Origin of the sequence: Serratia sp. MMO-28, from assembly GCF_037199905.1 — a bacterium.
GTDB classification, from domain to species: domain Bacteria; phylum Pseudomonadota; class Gammaproteobacteria; order Enterobacterales; family Enterobacteriaceae; genus Chania; species Chania oryzae.
Genome location: NZ_JBBCVB010000022.1, coordinates 74,115 through 94,012, shown reverse-complemented (window position 1 = coordinate 94,012; position 19,898 = coordinate 74,115). Strand labels below are relative to the sequence as shown.

At 48.0% G+C, this 19,898-nt stretch carries 17 protein-coding genes and 2 pseudogenes; 8 read left to right on the top strand and 11 right to left on the bottom strand.

Annotated elements, in window-relative coordinates; translation table 11 throughout:
• Positions 1-44: 44 nt before the first annotated feature.
• A complete protein-coding gene (locus tag WG891_RS18985) occupies positions 45-596 on the top strand; it encodes a hypothetical protein (protein ID WP_337264077.1) in 552 nt (183 codons plus the stop codon).
• A 67-nt stretch (positions 597-663) separates the two neighbouring features.
• On the opposite strand, the gene pagP is transcribed toward WG891_RS18985, so the two are convergent.
• Positions 664-1,251 carry a lipid IV(A) palmitoyltransferase PagP gene (pagP, locus tag WG891_RS18980; RefSeq protein WP_337264078.1) on the bottom strand — a complete coding sequence of 196 codons (588 nt, stop codon included), beginning with the start codon at positions 1,249-1,251 and terminating at the stop codon, positions 664-666.
• Between the two features lie 954 nt (positions 1,252-2,205).
• On the opposite strand from pagP, the gene WG891_RS18975 reads away from it, so the two are divergent.
• Entirely contained in the window at positions 2,206-3,885 is a 1,680-nt protein-coding gene (locus WG891_RS18975) for an alpha-keto acid decarboxylase family protein (protein WP_337264079.1), read from the top strand.
• A gap of 117 nt (positions 3,886-4,002) precedes the next feature.
• Positions 4,003-4,611: a tellurite resistance methyltransferase TehB gene (tehB, locus tag WG891_RS18970; RefSeq protein WP_337264080.1), complete on the top strand. Its 609-nt coding sequence runs from the start codon at positions 4,003-4,005 to the stop codon at positions 4,609-4,611.
• Between the two features lie 143 nt (positions 4,612-4,754).
• Here the strand turns inward: tehB and WG891_RS18965 are convergent, their stop codons facing one another.
• Positions 4,755-4,952 carry a DUF4762 family protein gene (locus WG891_RS18965; protein ID WP_337264081.1) on the bottom strand — a complete coding sequence of 66 codons (198 nt, stop codon included), beginning with the start codon at positions 4,950-4,952 and terminating at the stop codon, positions 4,755-4,757.
• Between the two features lie 411 nt (positions 4,953-5,363).
• On the opposite strand from WG891_RS18965, the gene WG891_RS18960 reads away from it, so the two are divergent.
• Both WG891_RS18960 and WG891_RS18955 read left to right on the top strand, forming a co-directional pair.
• The gene (locus WG891_RS18960) at positions 5,364-5,924 is read left to right on the top strand and encodes a GNAT family N-acetyltransferase (RefSeq protein ID WP_337264082.1); all 561 of its coding nucleotides are present in this window, start codon (positions 5,364-5,366) and stop codon (positions 5,922-5,924) included.
• Between the two features lie 111 nt (positions 5,925-6,035).
• Complete coding sequence (locus WG891_RS18955; RefSeq protein ID WP_337264083.1) at positions 6,036-6,407, top strand: VOC family protein; 372 nt, start codon at positions 6,036-6,038, stop codon at positions 6,405-6,407.
• 144 nt (positions 6,408-6,551) lie between these two features.
• Here the strand turns inward: WG891_RS18955 and WG891_RS18950 are convergent, their stop codons facing one another.
• From WG891_RS18950 to WG891_RS18910, 9 genes and pseudogenes are all read right to left on the bottom strand, one after another.
• Complete coding sequence (locus WG891_RS18950) at positions 6,552-7,199, bottom strand: LuxR C-terminal-related transcriptional regulator (protein ID WP_337264084.1); 648 nt, start codon at positions 7,197-7,199, stop codon at positions 6,552-6,554.
• Positions 7,200-7,232: 33 nt separating this feature from the next.
• On the bottom strand, positions 7,233-7,907 hold the full coding sequence (locus WG891_RS18945; RefSeq protein ID WP_337264085.1) for a response regulator transcription factor: 675 nt from the start codon (positions 7,905-7,907) through the stop codon (positions 7,233-7,235).
• A gap of 824 nt (positions 7,908-8,731) precedes the next feature.
• Positions 8,732-9,127, bottom strand: a pseudogene (locus tag WG891_RS18940) (autotransporter outer membrane beta-barrel domain-containing protein); the annotation flags it as partial.
• Between the two features lie 301 nt (positions 9,128-9,428).
• Positions 9,429-10,076 carry a LuxR C-terminal-related transcriptional regulator gene (locus WG891_RS18935; protein ID WP_337264086.1) on the bottom strand — a complete coding sequence of 216 codons (648 nt, stop codon included), beginning with the start codon at positions 10,074-10,076 and terminating at the stop codon, positions 9,429-9,431.
• A gap of 412 nt (positions 10,077-10,488) precedes the next feature.
• Positions 10,489-11,403 carry a fimbrial protein gene (locus tag WG891_RS18930; protein WP_337264087.1) on the bottom strand — a complete coding sequence of 305 codons (915 nt, stop codon included), beginning with the start codon at positions 11,401-11,403 and terminating at the stop codon, positions 10,489-10,491.
• A gap of 266 nt (positions 11,404-11,669) precedes the next feature.
• Positions 11,670-14,241: pseudogene (locus WG891_RS18925) on the bottom strand (fimbria/pilus outer membrane usher protein).
• Between the two features lie 115 nt (positions 14,242-14,356).
• The gene (locus WG891_RS18920; protein ID WP_337264088.1) at positions 14,357-15,031 is read right to left on the bottom strand and encodes a fimbrial biogenesis chaperone; all 675 of its coding nucleotides are present in this window, start codon (positions 15,029-15,031) and stop codon (positions 14,357-14,359) included.
• Between the two features lie 77 nt (positions 15,032-15,108).
• Positions 15,109-15,639, bottom strand: coding sequence for a fimbrial protein (locus WG891_RS18915; protein WP_337264089.1), 531 nt, complete (start codon positions 15,637-15,639; stop codon positions 15,109-15,111).
• A gap of 214 nt (positions 15,640-15,853) precedes the next feature.
• Positions 15,854-16,234 carry a winged helix-turn-helix domain-containing protein gene (locus WG891_RS18910; RefSeq protein ID WP_337264090.1) on the bottom strand — a complete coding sequence of 127 codons (381 nt, stop codon included), beginning with the start codon at positions 16,232-16,234 and terminating at the stop codon, positions 15,854-15,856.
• A gap of 740 nt (positions 16,235-16,974) precedes the next feature.
• On the opposite strand from WG891_RS18910, the gene WG891_RS18905 reads away from it, so the two are divergent.
• The 3 genes from WG891_RS18905 to WG891_RS18895 all read left to right on the top strand — a co-directional run bounded on the left by WG891_RS18905 (position 16,975) and on the right by WG891_RS18895 (position 19,850).
• Positions 16,975-17,478: a winged helix-turn-helix domain-containing protein gene (locus tag WG891_RS18905; RefSeq protein WP_337264091.1), complete on the top strand. Its 504-nt coding sequence runs from the start codon at positions 16,975-16,977 to the stop codon at positions 17,476-17,478.
• Positions 17,479-18,986: 1,508 nt separating this feature from the next.
• Positions 18,987-19,535 (top strand): fimbrial protein, encoded by a 549-nt coding sequence (locus tag WG891_RS18900; RefSeq protein ID WP_337264092.1) that lies wholly within the window; start codon positions 18,987-18,989, stop codon positions 19,533-19,535.
• 45 nt (positions 19,536-19,580) lie between these two features.
• Positions 19,581-19,850, top strand: coding sequence for a hypothetical protein (locus tag WG891_RS18895; protein WP_337264093.1), 270 nt, complete (start codon positions 19,581-19,583; stop codon positions 19,848-19,850).
• Positions 19,851-19,898 lie beyond the last annotated feature (48 nt).

The following is a 19,898-nucleotide window of genomic DNA, read 5'->3' as shown; positions in this document are numbered from 1 at the left end:
TACTGGGGAAAATGGTGTCACCCATTGGGCACTAAGGGAGAACGATGTTATTGAGAATCGCCAGTTGGCTGTTTCAACTTCCTGGCAGGCTGTTCGCACCGATCTTCAAAAATCGCCTGACGATCCTGATCTTCTTTATGTTGGTTGCGGTTGGCATTTTTGCCGCCAAATACCATCGGTATGCACAACAGCTTGAAGACAGCGCACCGCTCGCCGCACAGCATTACCTTATCCAGCGCGAAATCCCGTTGCGCGAAGCCCGTGAGCATTGCGGCGGGCCACTGATCGATAATCAAGGGCAACCCTGGCCTGCCGTCGCCGGTTATCTGCAGCAGCCAGCAGGGCAAGCAGGGGGGGCTCTGCGGGAATTCACCCTGGATAACCGGCATAACGCGTTTGCCGTGCGGGTCAAATTAGAGAACACTCTCGCGCCAAAGCAATCAACAGAAGTGTTTATCCCCGCCGCAGGCAGTTTCACGGTAAAAATGGATGCGGCCGGTGAATACGTTATGAAGGTGAAAGATCTCAAGAGCGGCTGCAGTTTCCGCGCAGCCACTCTTTCCGTAGAGGAACATCAGGGCGGGCAATACCCTTAAGGTTAGCGGGAGAAGGCGCAGGATCCTTTCACCCGATCGGCGACAGCGAGTACTGACCCTCTGCGCCTCAGAACTGCCAGCGCAGCCAGGCGAAGAACACGTTACCGTTGTTGTAAGTGCCGGGAATATAGGTTGCCTGGAAAGTGAGCTGCTGGTAACCGATTGATGCCATCGGTAACGGGGCTGGGATCGGGATATACTTCCAGTTATCGCGCGCGGTCACGCTGGCGGTAAAGCCAAGGCCAAGGCGGAAATCTTCGCCATCAATCGGGCGCCAGATATTTTCATAGGCATAGCCGCCGATCGGCTCCCATTTGTTGAACGAATCCTTGAACACCATAAAGTAGATGGTGTGCCAATCCCCATCTGCATCAAAGCGCGAAATGCCGTACCCGGCCCCCCACGGACGTTCGTTATAGCTATCGATCTTTTCCTGATCGTACGTCCAACGGTTGTGCCAGGTAATGGCGGGCAGGTAAAACTCTTTATTCGGTGAATCATTCCAGGTGTCGGCAACGTTACTTTTGAAACGCCCCCACCAGTTCTGCTCTTTCGTCGCTGTATTGCTACTTTCTGCACCAACCTCAGCGTAAGAAGGCAGTGCAGGAAGTACCAACGCCAACGAACATGCCAAAAGAGTCCTTTCAAAAAACATTATAAAGCTCCTATAAAAATAAGCCGGGGATTTTTACCGATCGCCATGCTCAGATCAAGCCGTATCTTATTTGCACAACGCTTTTCATCCGCTTATTGAGATTCCATTCATTTTAAACGGCCCCAGGCTGCCTCTCAAAAGAAAGCGTAGCTAATCTATCTCATTCACCACTGAGCTGTCTTTTGGAAAAATCCTTTTATTATGCTTTTACATCAACATCTTATAGCAATATTTTAACATTTCATCCGGGGTGGGAATTTGGGGCATCATTAACCCATTAATAATTTTAAAGAATAGGAGGCAATAAATATTTTCTGCAGCGCCTGACGTGAAAAAATATTGACAGTGTGCCACAGGTAAAATGCGATCTATGCCACAGCTTCTGGCCGCAGCAGTGTGCTCTCTGCCCACCGCACCACGGGTTATCAGCACTCCCAACATGTAAAGCGGCTCTGCCACTCGCCGCTATCGCTGAATCAAAGGGGCTTTGCTCCCAGGATTTTTAGTGGATTAACCGGCGTCCGTAGCCGGGAATGCATAAAAAGAGTTAACTTATTTTTATCAGTGATAATTCCAGCAGTCTTGCATAAGGTAACGCAGCGAATCAGGAGAGTTTCTAGCAAGAAAAGTACCGTACTTAGTTTCTCACTCCCTAGAATTGCGGCTTTTACGGAGCGTATGCACAAAAACCTCCCCAGAAGAAATACTCGCAGCCTTTCTCCCCCCCAGCCTTGCGGCCTTTCAGAGCGTAAATCTTCACATACGATAAGCCGCTGGCCACCAAGCCAGACGAACTTGAACAAGTTTCCACTTTCACTGACTGTTAGAGCTAACTCGCAAATCTCGTCTGTCCTGAGTGACTCGCATGTTCAACGCTTAACAGAACAACATCGCCAGCAGGTCTTTGCTGTGTTCGGTTAAATGACAACAAATCAATATGAATGTGGAGCAGCAATGAAAATAACGATAGGTGCATTTCTCCTGCAACAGCTTCGTAACTTGAATGTGAATCATATTTATGGCGTTCCCGGCGATTACAACCTGGCCTTGCTGGAATTGATTGAGCATGACGCCAACGTGGAATTTATCGGCAACTGTAATGAACTGAATGCGGCCTATGCCGCCGACGGATATGCCCGCCTCAACGGGGCGGGGGCGTTAATCACCACCTACGGTGTCGGCGATCTGGCAGCGCTTGCCGGTATTGCCGGATCCTATGCGGAATCCGCCCCAGTTATCTGCCTGGCAGGCACTCCGCCGCTGTATGCCATGAAAAATCACGCTCTGCTGCACCACTCGCTGGCAGACGGCAATTTTGACAACGTAATGAACTGCTTCAAGCAATTTACCGTGGCCCAGGCGCTGATCACGCCGGAGAATGCGGCAACCGAGATCCCCCGCGTGCTCGCCACCGCCTGGCAGCAAAAAAAGCCGGTTTACCTGCAGTTACCTTCCGACATTGCTGATGTCGTGATTGAGGTCGCGCCCCAGGTTGCTGCACCACGCCTGCCGGGCAGCGATGCCAACCATCTCAGCTTGGCGGCTGCGGCACTGTTCAAGCGCCTTGAACAGGCACAGCGGCCGATGATCCTGGTCGATCAGATGGTCGATCGTTTTCAGCTACTGCCGTTGGTGCTGGCGGTAGCGCAAAAGTTTGCTATCCCCTTGACCAATATGCCCACGGCAAAATGCGTGATCCCCGAGAGCACGCCGGGTTGGCTAGGCGGCTACTGCGGCAACCTGTCATCACCCGAACTGTTCGAGAAAATGGCACAGGCCGATTGCGTGCTCAGCTTTGGCGTACGGCTGGTCGATTCCACCACCGGTTATTTCAGCCAGCAAATCTCCCCGCAGGCGGTGGTGGATATTCAGCCCTACTCGCTGCGGCTGGATAACACCTCATATCCCGCGGTAACGGCAGCAGATTTGCTGCAAGCACTGCTGGAGTTGGCCGGGGAGACGAACGCTCCGGCGCAGGCAACGCTGCCAAAGCCGCAGCACAGGTTGGCGATACCCAACGATGCTCCACTCGATCAGGCCTATTTCTGGCAACGTATCAGCCATTTTATTCAGGCGAACGATGTTCTGGTGGTAGAAAACGGCACCTCCGGCGCGGCAATGGGGGGAATGCGCATGCCAGACGGTGTGACGCTGGTGAATCAGCCGGTTTGGGGCTCTATCGGTTATACCCTGCCCGCGCTGCTCGGCACATTAATGGCAGCTCCTGCACGCCGGCATCTGCTGTTTATCGGCGATGGATCATTTCAGCTTACCGCACAGGAGGTCTCTACTCTGCTGCGCTGTGAACTGAAACCGATCATCTTCCTGATTAACAATGAGGGGTACACCATCGAGCGCTATATCCTTGGTGAATCATCGTCTTATAACGATATCGGCCCATGGGATTACGCCAAACTGCCTGCGGTGCTGAATCGCCACGCCACGCCGTTCTGTGCGGCAGTAGCAACCGGCCAACAGTTGGAAATGGCGCTGGAACAGGCTTCGAGGCAGGATCGGTTGGCCTTTATTGAGGTAAAATTACCAATGATGGACGCACCATCGGCAATGAAAGAATTTTGCCAGCGCTGCAACAACTTCAACTTTGGCCTGCACAACCCACGGCGTCATGCCTGATTCCCGTTGGGTTCGTTTTCGTCTATCTGGTAGCGAGCAGGGTTGGCAGGCAGAAGTCTGGTCAACCCTGCAATAAAGATGTATTTTATATGCAATATATTACCCAGGATGACGACGATGAATCACCAGGCGACACACCAGGCTTTAGCAGAAGACTACTACAGCCAAAAATACTCCCTGACCCCCACCCACTCTGAAGTGATTACAGCGGTAAAGCAGATCGCCCCCGGCAAAGCGTTGGATCTGGGCTGCGGCAGCGGGCGTAACGCACTCTATCTCCAGTTGAAAGGTTTTGCGGTCACCGCATGGGATAAGAATCCGCTATCTGTGGCCCGTTTGAATCACATCATCGACAGCGAAGGGCTGAGCCATATCACCACCAGCGAGCAGGATCTCAATACCCATCGTTTCAGCGGGCAATACGATTTTATTCTCTCAACCGTAGTGTTCATGTTCCTGAACCCGCAGCAGATCCCAGCCATCATAAGTAATATGCAAGACAGCACGGTGAAAGGCGGTTATAACCTGATCGTCGCCGCCATGGACACGCCAGACTACCCGTGCTCAATGCCGTTTCCTTTCACCTTTAAACCCGACGAACTGCGAAATTATTACCAAAACTGGGACATCATTAAATACAACGAAAACCCTGGCGAGCTGCACAAAACGGATGCGGCAGGTAACCGCATCAAGCTGCGCTTTGCCACCTTGCTGGCACGTAAATAACTCAGCCTTATCAAGGCAGCAGCCCACTGATAAACCAGTGGGCGCTATTCTTTCTCTTTTTTCAGGTGCAGTGTTCAAGACACTGTACGACGAAAAAATACCGCAATATGGCTTATCTCAGATTATTTAAAAATATGAGTTGATTACGCCAATGGTGTTGCTGTGATACAAGAAGCTGAATCAACAGTAGCACGAGTGACTGTCTCGCCATACTTGCCGTTACAGGTAGTCACTTGCTGACAAGTGGTTACATCATTTACCGTTGTCTTTTCATAAGAGACCAGGCAGCTGTTTGCGCCACCGACAATCTTTGATACTTCTGATACGTTTAACTTTTTCATAAAATATCCTTATTGTAGAATAATGAAATCGCCTTAGTATTATTATCAGTAACAAAGAGAACTATACATTCTCTAAAACTTATTAATGATAAAAAATTATCACCATAGTCCAAGGCACTCTAATTATAGAAACAAATAAAATCTCCAGTCAATGACAGTATATTTTTCGGCACACCTTCAGGAACTTTCTTTAAAAATAAGCCGGGTTTTCCTAATAAAAACTCCAACATAACACATTAATATATTTCAAAAACGAATCAGTTAATGTTGAGCTACCAGATCAAACCAAAATAATCCCAAGAAATAACTCGGCGTCTCGTTTACTTATTCTCTTGATTTTTATATGCCGAATGAGTAGTTGTAGAATGGCGGGTAAACAATGCCCGCGTGGCCTCCAAAGAAAGGTGATGAATGGAAACTGAGAAAAAGCATGCAATCCCGACATTGAAAACCCGCAGGCTAATATTACAACCCTTAGAACTATCTGATTCTGCAGACATCCAGCGCCTGTTCCCACACTGGGAAATTGTGAAATACATCACCCATCAGGTTCCCTGGCCCTATCCAGAAGGAGCAGCACGGCAATTTATCCAAGAAGTTGCTCTGCCAAATATGGCGGAAGGATCTGGCTGGTACTGGTCCATCCGGCTCAAGGCGGATGCGCGCCACTTAATTGGCGTTATCAATCTTTGCGATACCCCCAATGCTAACCGCGGGTTCTGGCTGACGCCTGAGTGGCAACATCAGGGGTTGATGAGCGAGGCCAGCGCGGCGGTGACCGATTTCTGGTTTAACCAGCTTGATAAACCGGTGCTGCGGGTGCCCAAAGCGAAGGGCAATCTTGCTTCAAGACGCATATCAGAACGCAGCGGTATGCGCGTGATAGCCAGCCAGTGGGCTGATTTCGTCGGTGGACGCATGGAAAGTGAGATCTGGGAGATCACCAAAGATGAATGGAACCGCAACAGATAAAACGCGCATAATTTGTACTGATTGCATGATCCAGATCACTGTATAAACATACATTATTAGTGACAATCTCGGCCAGGAAACAAGTCAACTAGAACCAGACAGGAGTGTGCAATGAAAACGAATATCGTTGGTTGGTTTGAAATTTATGTCGCTGATATGCCTCGGGCTAAAAAATTCTATGAGTCTGTTTTCAATACTCAATTGGAAAAAATGGAAAATGAGGAGATGGAATACTGGCTATTTCCTTATCAACAAGGAAGCGAGGGGGCAGGTGGTGCGCTGGTTAAAATGGACTGCGTTCCGCCAGGGCCTGGCGGCACCATGGTGTATTTGATGTGCGAAGACTGTGCGGTGGAAGAGGCGCGCATTGTGCCTAACGGCGGTGAGATCCTGAGGCCGAAGTTTTCCATCGGCGAGAATGGCTTCATTACCATTGCAAAAGATAGCGAAGGCAATGTGATCGGCCTGCACTCCATGAAATAGCGCCTGTATCTTGCAAGCTGTAGCCGGGCTGGCTGCAGCTTGAAGTGCGAGCCAGATAGCCAGAGTATTTAGCGTTTTGCCCAAGACAAAAAAAAGTAACTCCCCATTTAATTCTAAAGGGTTTATTTTAAACTCATGACAGAATTACTGTAAGGAGTTTAATAGCGCATCTTTCATTGAAAAAATCTCAGAATCTCTTTTACACCCCAGTTTTCTTATCGTACTGCATTTCTGAGCACTTATCGTTTTGATACTGCGATTCAATAAACGGGCTATTTGGTCCTGAGAGTAACCGTTGAGAAGCAATGATAACACCCTCTTTTCGCTGAGCGTCAGCACATCAACTCCATCAACAATGTTCTGTTGTTTCGGCCTTACGGATGGATTGTAATAACGCCCTCCTCCCAAGATGATTGCAAATACCTGGTAAACCTCCTGAAGGGAAGCACTGCGTGGCAGAAAACTCACCTGAGGGCAATGCTGCAATAAAGCATGTGCTTCTGGAGTTAAAGATTGAGTATAAATCACTATCTTAAGTGAAGGGTGGTGTTGACATAACGACAATAATAACGCCTCACTTCCCCTTTGCGATCCTGAGTCATCATAGATATCCGTTATCAATAAATCCGCCGACACATCAAGAACAGTAAACAATGCGGTACTTATACTGTTATTATCAGAATGGACCTTACAATCCGGAGCGGACATAAGGGCAATCCCTTCCATCCCCATTCGGGTTAATTGATCCTGTATTGAAATAACCACATTAAATCTTGAGACTTCACTCATCATGCTGGTTTCCTTCTTGATATAGCCAATAACTGATTATGTATTGCAAGAGTCTAATGCCATCCAATTCGAGTTAGAGAACATTTCACTGTCGCTTTTAAACCCGACCTTGCGCATGGCATTCCTTTTGTGGGTACTGATCGTCCGGATATCACGGTTCATCAATTTCGCCACCGCAGTGACATTTTTACCGCTAAAAAGATGTACTAACACTTCCAACTCTTTCTCTGTAAGAGGAGAATAATACCCTTGGGTTTCCGGGAGATATTGGCTTGCCATAGGGCTAAACGCTGTGCAGTCCTGCAATGCCCGCTCAACACAATGAGTTAAGGTTTCTATTGGCTCTTGTTTCAGACAAATACCACGGACGTTGATTGCACGCAGTAATTGAAATAAAGGGGCATTTTGGATTGCAGTACATACCACTACCGGTATTTGAGGCTGCCAATAGCGGATACAATGGCTGATAGAACGCAAAGCATCCAGCACCGAATCTCCATCACCGGCTAACTCTGTAATAATTACGTCAGGCCTGTGCTGGGTAATGAGCTTCGGAATTTCAGTTAATTGCCCTGTTTCTTCAATACGTTTTATCTGTAACGGCATTAGGCTGATCGCTAACCGGAGTCCTAATCGGGTTACCGGGCATGATTCAGCTAATATGACGTCATAACTCCCATGGAGAGAGGTTAACTCTTTACTGTTTAGCATAATTTAACACTTTAAAATAATGGAGGGACAAGCATTCCTGCCCCATAATTAATATCAATATGTGCCAGCTTTTTCGCCAGCAGAAACTCAGTACGATTTGTTAATAACGCATTCAGTTATACACCTATTCAGGTATATTTTTGACATTCAGGCCCGCGTCACAGCTGTTCAGTGTAATCGCGAAGCTCTTGCTTTTGGACGCCTCGTCGTTGAGAAAAATCATAGAGTAAAGTCGAGGTTATTCTTAGTGAATTAATTTTATTCATTAATTTCAGGGCCAAATGCCTACTCTCCCCTTATGCTCTCTATACTGATTTAGCGTATGCAAGCCTGCTATTAACTATCTGAATGTTGTAAAAAGCAGTGAGTTAAGATCTTTCAACAACCCCATGACTTTATTACCATTTACGTATTTCAGCTTTTTGAATAGAGACAAGTTTGTCAGCCTCACTTAAGAAAAAAGGTTTAATACTCAACGAGTTGATTGCAGTGTAAGATCTCCGATTTGGGATGTGAGGATCGGATGGCTACACTCGATATAAAATATCCCTTTGGTAAACAGACAACCCCTGTAAAGCAACACGTCTATGGTAAAAGTGGCCATCAGCGTTATCACTGTCAGTCCTGCAAATTCAACTCGTTTGTGAAGTGGATGAGATGTGACCATTTATCAGCAACAAAAAGTGCCAATGTTGGTTGTAGTGCGTCACGTTTTTATCAGCATTCAATGTCTTCCTGAAATATTCCACACATTCCTGCCATAATTGAAGGGATTGACGAACTCCCTGCCAAATGACTTGGCAGGAAGCGCGGATGATGACTACTTAGAAATGATATTTAACACCCAACATCATCGCTGTATCGCTGTAGCCTTTGTTGCCCATTTGCTGAGCTATATTACCCTACAGGTTTAGGTGTGAATTGACCTTCCCTTCCACACCCAGCTTCAACTCGGCAATATTCGCCGCACCGTCTTGTTTGACCGCGATGCCATTCATATTGGTCGCAAAGTCTTTGCTGTTATGTAGCCAATTGACGCCGACAAAGGGTTGAATCGACTGGCCGGCCGCACCATGAATGTCCATTATGGCTCTCACCCCCAGTCTGCCTTGGAGATTGCCATCCCCTTCACCGTTCACACGAGTACCATTAGCTTCAATATGGTCATCGGCCTTGATGCCCATCCAGGTTAGCTGTGCTTGAGGTTGGATAAAGTACGTCTGTTTAATGCATAGTGAGCTTCATCCATCCTGATTTGCTGTTTTTTATCATAAACATAAATCATCGAGGCCATGTAACACTGCATAATTTTATTAATATTTACGCATTTGATTTTTTTGAATAGATGCCAATTTTGTCAACCCCACTTAAGAAAAAGAGAAGCTCAGCCTAACCGTTGCTCGTAGTTAGCTAAAAACAAAGAGAAACTCATCAATGAGAATAGCGGGTTAACGGCATTGGCTTTTGCGTTGCTTCTCCTAATACCAGCGATAAAAAAGTGTAAGCCAGATTATGACGGCGCTATGATAGTGAACTTAATAAAGTATCTTTCATTAAAAAAATCTCAGAGTCTCTTTTACAACCCAGCTTTTTTATCATGCTACACTTTTGAGCGCTTATCGTTTTGATACTCCGGGTCAACAAACGAGCTATTTGCCCCTGAGAGTAACCTTTAAGAAGCAATGACAATACCCTTTTTTCACTGACCGTCAGCACATCAACGCCATTAACAGTGCTCACGCGTTTAGGCCTTACTGACGGGTTGTAATAACGCCCCCCGCCCAAGACAATCGCAAATACCTGGTATACTTCCTGAAGCGGCGCTTTGCGCGACAGAAAACTCACCTGCGGGCAGTTTTGCAATAAAGTATGTGCTTCTGGAGTTAAAGATTGAGTATAAATAATTATCTTAAGTGAAGGATGATGATGGCATAAAGACAATAATAGCGCTTCATTTTCCTCTTGCGAACCTGAATCATCATAAATATCTGCTACCAATAAATTTGCTGACACATTAAGAACGGTAAACAGTGCAGTACTTATGCTGTTTATATCAGAATAGACCTTACAATCCGGAACGGACATTAAGGCTATTTTTTTCATCCCTAACCGCGTGAGCGGGTCCGGTGTCGATATAACCACATTAAAATTTGAGCTTCTACTCTCCATACTGCGTCTCCTCCTGAGATAGCGTACAACTGATGACATATCACTGTCGTTTTTAAACCCGGCCTTGCGCATAGCGTTTCTTTTATCGGTACTGATCGTTCGGACATCACGGTTCATCGATTTCGCTACCGCTGTGACATTTTTCCTACTGAAAAAATGTATCAATATTTTTCTGTCAGATAAGGGCAATATCCTTTCGTTTCGGGGAGAGATTGACTCACCATCGGGCTAAATAATGCGTAGGCATCCCCGATAAAAAACACATAACAGCGCCCTAAACTCCTCAAAAAAACACTCACTCCATTTTTTAAACGCCGTTTCCAGGTGCTATCGATATGCTACGATTGACCAGGAAAATCAATACTGTGAAAAACCACGTAGTTCTGGCTGCATCAAAAAGCTTTCATAGGCCTTATTGATAGGTAATAGTTAACGTTGCTGCCGCATTTATAGGCCCGGGCGTCACCTTTTCCTTGGTCTGATAATATTGTGCAGTAAAGGGTAAAAGCTCTGCGCCACCGGCTGAGGTCTTCAGTTTGGTAGTGTTATTTAATTTAAATGGCGAACCATTATACAGTAATTGAATACCGACACCGCTTGCCGAACCCGTGCTATTGGCCTTCAAAACCCCAGTGGCTGCCGTGTCTGGATCCTGAGTGCCGTCGATGCGGACATTGATATTGGCATCAGGATCACAGTTCAACCCTAAATTAAATACCTTGGGTTTAGCGGTTGTACCTGTCCTCGTCAAATCACCGGTTTTCACCGCGTCTAAAACAACATTGATCGAGGTTGTTTGCAAACTGCATGCAAGAACGGCGACATTAAAACCGCTGATATTCGCCTGACCAGGCCCAGCCACCGCTTCACTATCTTTTGAATAGACAAAAGTGCCAACGGTTTGAGCTGCTACACGATTAGATGAACCATAGGGAATAGTGCCCGTCTTTACGAATCCAATGGCAAACTGATAAGTTCGTCCAGCTACAGTACTAAGACTAGCACTATTTTCCTTAGTATATCCAGTAACTGCATTAGCAGTACCAATAAATCCATAACCACCAGTGTTAGTTTCCATAAAAAGATAACAACCAAGCCCCTCCAGGCCGGTAGGGAATATTTTTACACCATTCGAACCTGTCATGACCGGAACATGGTCCGTTATAATTCCAGCGTATACACTCTGATCGTCACACGTATAAATATTTGTCAACCCGGCATGCAATGTGGTGCCTATATCAGTGCCTACTGGAGCATCACGTTGCACCACAAGATTAGGAACGGCTATGGTCTGCGATTGTACAGTACAGCTAAATGCCAATGCCATCTTAGGCAAGAGCCCCCCCACACCAGCCCGCATAATAATGCCGTTTTCAATACGGAATGCCCCTTCATTATCGATCTCCTTTTGTTGCGCTCAGTCTCTGTCTGAACGCAACGTGATTATTGCTTTAACTCGCCCAGTGTTATTCTCGGCCTGCACAGTGAACTGCTGTTGTTCCATTATCAGAAACCTGTGCTCCACCTCGGGAAGTTATTCAGGCTCTCTGAACAGCAGTATCGTTATCTTTTTACTCTTGCACGCATTTCTCTTTAACGGCACTCTCCGTTCAACGTCTGAACACCTGCATTTTCTGCCGTCGGCTTCGCCAGCGTGTAACTCACCTGGCAACGCTGCTCTGCTCCGCTGCCCCATTGCACATTCAGGGTGCCGCTCTGCGCCAGGCCCGTCAGGTACACCTGCCCATTATCTCCCACGATAAAGTCCTGAGCCGTTTTCTGCGCCGGATCGCTGACCGTCGCGCCAAACGGCACCGGCGCCCCCCCATCTTCAGCAACGTCATCAATGCCCGCTGCCCCACGCTGGTATTAAACTCAGCACGCACCACCGCACCGCGCGTTGGCACCACGGTCTGGCTTGACAGCGCCAGGTCGACATTCTCCGGCAGCATTTCAGAATTCAGCTGCACCTGGTTCTTACGGTACGGGCTGCTGTATGGCACGATGGCATAACCTCGCCAGTCGGTTTTCACCCCGGTCTGGCCACTGACATCGACCCCTTTGGCCCCCGGTGCCTTCACCAGCGCCACGGTTTCGCCCAGCGTCTGGCCAAAGGTCACCCCATTTTCATGCACCACCACGCCGCCCTGCACCCCGTAGTTCAGGCGCTGATTGTTATTGCATAACCATAACCGGCGTTCACCTGCCCATAAGTGCCACGGTAGTCCGCATTCAGGTTGCCGCTGTTACCCACCCCATTGGTGCCGTAACCCTGCTGCATCCCCCAACTCAGGTTGTTGCCCGCCAGCGCCGTGCCGCTCAGGCCCAGTGAGTGCGTTGAGCCCCCCTTCTGGCTGCTGTTCAGGTTATAGCTGGCGTAGGTGTTCCTCATCCAGCGGTCTAACGGCACGCTGACGCTCAGTGCAAACACCTGATCCTTGTCATACACCCGCCCGCTGCCGTTGCTGCCGCTGGCGGTGGCGTTTTCGTTGTAGCTGTAGTTCACCCCGTAGCTGACACCGTTCCAACTGTTGTTGTACCCCACCCCCATTGAACGCAGCGTGCGATTGCTGTTCCAGTAGTCCTCGCTGATCCAGCTCAGCGACAGGTTTCCAGCCCTTTCCCACAGATTTTGGTTCAGGGTCAGTTCAGAGCGGTTGCGGCGGCGCTCAACCAGCGGCTGGCTGGCCTGGTCACGATGGGTATCCAGCACTTCCTGCAACGAGTAATAACCATCGGTAGAATACCGGTAACCCGCTATGGCAAAGTTGGTCCCGGTCTGCACAAAGTTCTTGCTGTAGCGCACGCGCCAAGACTGCCCGTTCTCCTGTGGCCGATCTTTCATTGTTGACCACGCCTGGGTCACGTCGGCCGACAACGCCCCAATGTCACCCAGGTTTTTCCCCATCCCCAATGCCAGGGAATGGTACTTCTCGTTGGCAAACTGGCCACCACCGTAGGCGGTTACCCCATGGGGCAGACCGTAAATCGCGGTCGCCTGGCCGAACGCCGTCTTCTCCACGCTGCTGTCGTACGAGCGGTATTGCCCGCTGGTCACGGCGTATTTCAGGCGCCCTTCACGCTGCAACACGGGCAATGATGCATAGGGCACCACCATTTGCTGCTCTCTGCCGTCCGACTCACGGATGGTCACATACAGGTTGCCGCTGCCCCCGGTCGGGAACATGTCGGTGATCTCAAACGCCCCCGGAGCCACAAAAGTCTGATAAATCACATAACCGTTCTGGCGGAGGATCACCTGGGCATTGGTCTGCGCGATCCCGCGCACCACCGGGGCATAGCCTTTCAGGCTGTCCGGTATCATCTCATCGTCCGACGCCATCTGCGCGCCACGGAACGGTACGCTGTCAAACACATCGCTCGGTGACGTGCTGTCGCCCAGCACCAGCTGGCTTTTGAGTGCAACGATGCTGCGTGCCGCATAGGTGTAGACCGTATTCCATTCGTGGTCCCCCTGGCTGTCACGGTTCCAGGTGGTGTAGTTACGCAACCGCCATGGGCCAACGTTGATCCCCGGCCGCAGGTTGGCAAACTGGCTGCTACTGTCACCGCTATCGCTGTTGCGGGCAACGGTGTTGGCCCCGCTCAGGCTGTAGTTGAGCAGAAAAGACGAGATACCGTTGTCCCACTGGCTCTCCGGCACATAACCCCGGGCTTTTTGCGACAGCGCCGCCTGAGGAATACTTAGCAACAGTTGCTGAGCACTGAAGCGGAACTCGGCACTGGCCTGCGGTATGGCGCTGAGGGTGGCACACTGTGCATCCGCTTTCCCCAGTTCAGGAAACAGGTCGGTTTTAACCCCCAGTGCGTTCAGTTGAGCCACGCTCAGGCAGGGCTGCAGGCTCTCTTGGCCCTGTGCGTTTTTCACCACCCTGAACTCAACGTCACGGGTGTCCTGCTGGTCGTTGTTGAGGTAGATATCAACCCGGTACGTGCCGGGTGCCTGCAAAGAGCCCTCTTCAAAAACAGAGAGGTCGGTGTTCCCCTGTTGCGGGTTATCCGTTTCCAGCAGGGCCGGGTTAAAAAACTCACGCGCTTGCGCGTCAAAAGACATCCCCCCCAGCAGCACCAGGTGGGCAGCAATAAAATATGCCAGTGGACTGACGCGCAACGAAGGTTGATTGTTTTTCACATTTCTAGACATAGTGCTGATATTGGCCTTTGTGATTATTCATTCGTTTTTCCTGCGGCCTACAGAAGAATACCGTTTCTCCCGATGCCCTTTACACGTTCTCGCGTTACTCTCTGCCCCCTCTCGCTTACAACGTGCCCGTATGTTCTTTGCCTGCCCCACCATAGTCATTGATAATGTTCCAACTCACGCGCCCTGCGCTGACCCCCTCAGGTAAAGCGAAATTGGCCGTTGAGCCAGGCGCCACAAAAGTGACATCTTTCACGCTCTTGCCCGCCACCGTCACCTTCTGAAAGTTCATATAAAACGGGGTCGGGTTGGTGACCTGCAGACTGTTGCCATTACGCCGCCAGGTGAGCCTGTCGGCCATTTCTTCCGGTATCCCCTTCACGCCTTGCGGGCGGTAAATCAGCTTGATGCGTGTTTTGATGGCAATCTGCAGCGTATTCTGGTCGCCCTCTTTCGCTATCGACGGAATGGCCTTGATATTCATCCAGAACAGCGACTCTTTGTCCTCAGGCAGATTTCCCCCGGCCCGCACGATACGCAGCAGGTTCTCTTGCCCACCGTCCAGGCGGAACAAGGGGGGCGTAACGACAAAGGGGGCTTTCTCAACACCACTACCGTTGGGTTCAACCCAGCTCTGGACCAGATAGGCTTTTTTGTCCGGGTTACTGACGCTCAGTGAAGACTCCTTTTTATCCCCCTCATAAATCAGCCGGGTACCGCCCACAATAACGCCCGCCTGTGCCACTTGTGTGGTCAATAACAACGCTGATACCAGCGCAAATGGAAACTTCATACTTTAATTCTCCAGGATATAAAGAATAACGGGGCCATGGCCCCGTTATTAATACTCATCGGCTACCAGGCTAATACTTAGTTATAAATAATGGTGAAGTTAACTGCCGCATCGGCGCTACCCGCTTCTACGGTCGCATTTGTTGCAATATAACGTGCAACAAAATCAAGGGTAGCGTCCCCATTCGATAGAGCATATGTGGTTGACGCCGTGTTTAACGGCAGTTTGTTTTGTGACTTATCATATAACTGGATACCCACGCCCTTCGCAACGCCTGGTGTACCCGCATTAGTCAGAGCCAATACTTCGGTATTGCCATCAACGTTTTTCCCATCAAACGACACTTGAACATTGCCATCAGTTGTGCTTGGGCAGTTCTTCACATTCAGGGTAAATGCCGTAGCTGCTGCGGTGTTACCGGGAACAGCGAGGGCAGACTTAGCGACATTACCCATGGTAACAGTCAAAGTATTGCTGCCACCATTCACTTCACAAGCCTGGTCAATCACCGAACCGGTGAAATTAATCGTGCCATCGGCAGCAAAAGCAGAAGCGGCAGTCATTGCAGCAGCGGCAACTAAAGTAGCAACGATAATATTCTTTTTCATTTAACACTTTCCTTTCAAGGGCGGCCAATCCGCACTTATGATTTAATGTGATGCAGAAGCATCGTTCCATGTAATACTATTGATTACGGTCAAATAACCGTTCGGCCAATAGCGCCCGATAACACTTCCGTGAAGAATATTCACAAAAAGATATTTTTTTAATAACACGTTAAATACCATTGGGTCAGGCAATGAGGCCTATACCGTGTTGGGGTTAACCGATAAAAATAGGGGACACTTCATGCCCATCCACGAAATAGCCAACGCCGTGCGCATTTGATATAAAGCTTTCTGATATACCAATAGAGGCGAGTTTATTCCTCAATACTTTAATCAAATACCACAATCGCTGATTAGAAGGATAAGACGAACTTTCCTCCCAGACGCTCTTCATAATGTCATTCTTGGGCACAATGGCCCCTGGCTCGTTATCTAGCAACAACAGCAATAGCCGCAACTGAATGTCATTCAGTGTAACAACTTTAAAGTACATGGCATCTTCTGATGTCTCCGGCTGATAACGGATGAGCCTTTTTTTGGCAATATCAAGCTGGATATCATCATTAAGTAAAAACCCAAAAAGTCTACTTTCCATATGTGTCTCGGACTATTGTTTCGCATCAAGCAAAAAAAATACCAAGCCTCCGTTTATTCGCCCATTATAGAATTAGTCACTTTCTTAGCAAGAGAGCTAAATTTAATGTTATGAGATGCCAGCCACAGATAAGTCAGCATGTTGCTTCGAGAAAACAGCGGTAATCCAGCATATAAGTTTGCGAAAAACCAAATTCCTGGTTATAGGAAAAATCTAAGGAACAGTTTGCACATAAAGCCAACTCATAGTCATATATCTCGAAAATCAACATCATTCAGACAAAGTTGCTATCCATCCTGATTTGCTGTTTTTTATCATAAACATAAGCCATAGAGGCTATGTAACTGCTCTTTTATACCAGAGGCACCGTAGCGCGTTATGCTCACCCGCTCGCCTCACCGCGGTGTGGCTAAACACCGTTTCCTGTCGTAGCATGTGCCTCGTCGTTGAGATAAATCATAGAGTAAAATCGAGGTTATTCTGAGTGAATTAATTTTATTCATCGAATTCAGCGGAAATCGCGCATAAAGCCCTTGCCTTTCCTAAGGGGACTCAATGCACACCCGCCCACTCTTAACATGCTGATTCTGAAAACGGCGCAGAGTTAAGAACATTTCATAACGTGCTGATTTTAAACCATTAAAATAGTTTCACACTTTTTTGGAGCAAGACCTAATCTTGTTAACTACACTTAAGAAAAATAGCAAACCCGCGCAAAAACTACTCGTAGGTAGCTAAAAATGAAAGAAAAATTTGTCATTAACGATATGGTTGTCTATCACCCTGAGCAACACCGGTTAACCCCGCTGGGAAGCAGGGGAAAAGAAACGGCACTGAACGTTCCAGCCAGCCGCTGCCTGCTTTTAATGCTGCAACGCCCGGGTGTCAACATTACTCAGGAAGAGTTTTTCAGTGAAGTCTGGGAAAAGAACGGACAATACGTTACCCCCAACACCTTTTATCAGAACATCAGCCTGATAAGAAAGGGGATCCGTAATGCGGGGCTAAGGAATCAAGTCATCAGAACGCTACCAAAAGTCGGACTCTGCTTTACAGGCACAGTACAGGTGATCGGCGATGAAGATGATAAACCTGTTCTATCGACACAAATTCCTATGGAAGAGGCATCTGCCGATCTTGAAGAGGTAAAAGTCGAACACTTATCTAATCAGGCAAATAACCCCAGTGTCTTAGGAAAACTCACCAGTCCCCCCCCCCTCCCGTTTTTCGCTATTCAATCGTAGAGGAGCCGTTATTGTTATTAACCTAATCCTGACATTAACAGTACTTTCATTTATTGCTTACAGATACATCATTTTCCCAACACTGAGCATACCTAGCCGCACCGGCTTTTTTGGTGAACATATGCACATTTTTACCATCAATAATTGTGATGTGTTTATAAACAAGTTGGAAACCAATGTTAACAGAGAAAGGTTTGCCCGTTACTTGGAGTCCAAAAAGGTTTCCTGTAATGCGAATGAGTTTTTATACATCACCAACAGCCCATTAACGATAAAAAAAATCATTATGCGCTGCCAAGCTTCAGCTAACGGTGGTGTAGAGTGTTCAACCATTCACGCTTTTGTCTAAATGGCGTAACTAGGTATAGGGCTGGTCAGTCTATTGGAACCGGGTATTTCACGGTTCCAGTAAGATACCATTGATGATCAGGTATGGTTTTAATAAGCAAATACCTTATTTTTGTGTTACGCGTTGCTTCACTTATCAAAGAGAGGTTCTGATCAAAACAATAAGCAGCAACACGCTCCCCCATGCATTCACCCTTCCTCACTGAGGATGCCTAATGATAAACCCCCTAGATACAGCAATAACAAAAAACGAACAACGGCTTCAAGAATGTTTAAAGTCTTTTTCTAATACCTGTAGATATCAATTGGCATTACTTTGAGTAGACTCGCCATACTTCAAGTTGCATGTGCGTTGGCTACGTTTGCTCAACCCTATTCACATAGTGGTCTATGATGTTCCTGGGAATTGACTCACTTGCCTCCTTCCTGCAACTCGACTATTTAGAGTCTAGTTCGCCATGCCGTTAAGCATAGCTTTATGATTAATTTTCAAAAAGATACATAAATACCATGGTGTTTTTATTCCGCTCTTAAGTTAAAAACTCAAAAGAGCATTTTCATATAAAAAACATATCATTACATGAATATCTTAACGCTTCTTCTTGTTACAATTCAGGGAAGTTAAGCCCCCTCGTTTTTATCACTCACCGCGCACACCCAGTATAGAGAACACGCGACACCCAACCTGAAATCAGTGAATAAAATTAATTCACTAAGAATATACCAATAAAACCACTATTATTTATCTAAACAGCGAACTGGACAACACCAACACCACCTCCCTTGGCCAGAGACCCGCCTGCGGGGGCAAACAAAGCTGAAGTGAATTTTTACTTTTAGTAATGATAACTCGAGAGATATAGGAAAATTTCTGCTCAATGAAAAGAATAAAGTCAACACTGTTCTTTTGATCTGCAATCATGTTACATAATAATAGCAGCAAGCAATAAGCCTGCTTCCGCTGGAATTTCATAAAACCTTATTTAATACACTCACGGCATTGGGTATTTTGTCGCTAACCAGCGCATATCCCCCAGTTTCTTGGGTAGCTTTACGCTGTTTTATCACAGCAGATATATGTCCATATTTCATGGATATCAACCATGCCATTTTAATGGATATTAGAATGGTTTAATAACACTAGGTAAGTAGGAATAGATATGAAAAAGTTAGCAATCGCAGCCTCTCTCACTGCAGTATTGGGTTCAGTTAGCCTGGCCCAGGCGGCGTCCACCGGGACCATCACCTTTAGCGGTGAGCTGACCGCAAATACCTGTGATGTCGTGGTCGATGACCAGGCCGCAGACGCCACCGTGGTGCTGCCAACCGTCAGCATCAACCAACTGGACGCCCCCACTAAAACTGCTGGCCGTACCGGGTTCAATATGATCCTGAGCAATTGCCAGGGTGCGCTGAAGACGGCCTCGGCCTTCTTTGAAGCCGGTACCTCTGTTGACCTGGCCACCGGCCGTCTGAAGAACATGGCATCTGGTGGTGCAACAAATGTGAGCCTGCAACTGCGTGATGGCAGCAGCGCCTCTCAGGCCGTGATCAAGGTGGGCAACCAGGATCAGGTGCTGAACACCAGCTATGTGAGCGTGGAAAGCGGGAGCGCCACCCTGCCCTATGCGGTGGAGTATTACGCCGATGCCGCGACCACGGCCGGTACGGTAGTCAGCAACGTTGTCTATTCCATTCAGTACAAGTAATGGGATGCCGGGAGAGGCGCCTCCTCTCCCGTTTTTCTGGAGTCTATGATGACAGTTTTCTCCTCCCACCTGCGTCAAGCCTGTGGACTGGCCGCCGTTTCCCTGCTCAGCACCAGCACTCTGGCCTCAAACCCGACGCCGTACCATGTGTCACTGGCCAGCCTGACGCTAAACGGCAAGAAAATCGACGGGGAGATGATCGCACCGCGCGCCACCCTGACGTTTGATTTACCCGGCCAGGCGGGCAATACCCTGTCCGGTGAGTTCGTCAATGATTACGGTGCAGTCAATAAGTTTGATGCCGTCATTAAGTAACAGGCATCAACATTTAAAAACGATTTAACAACACCCTCGTTATTTGGG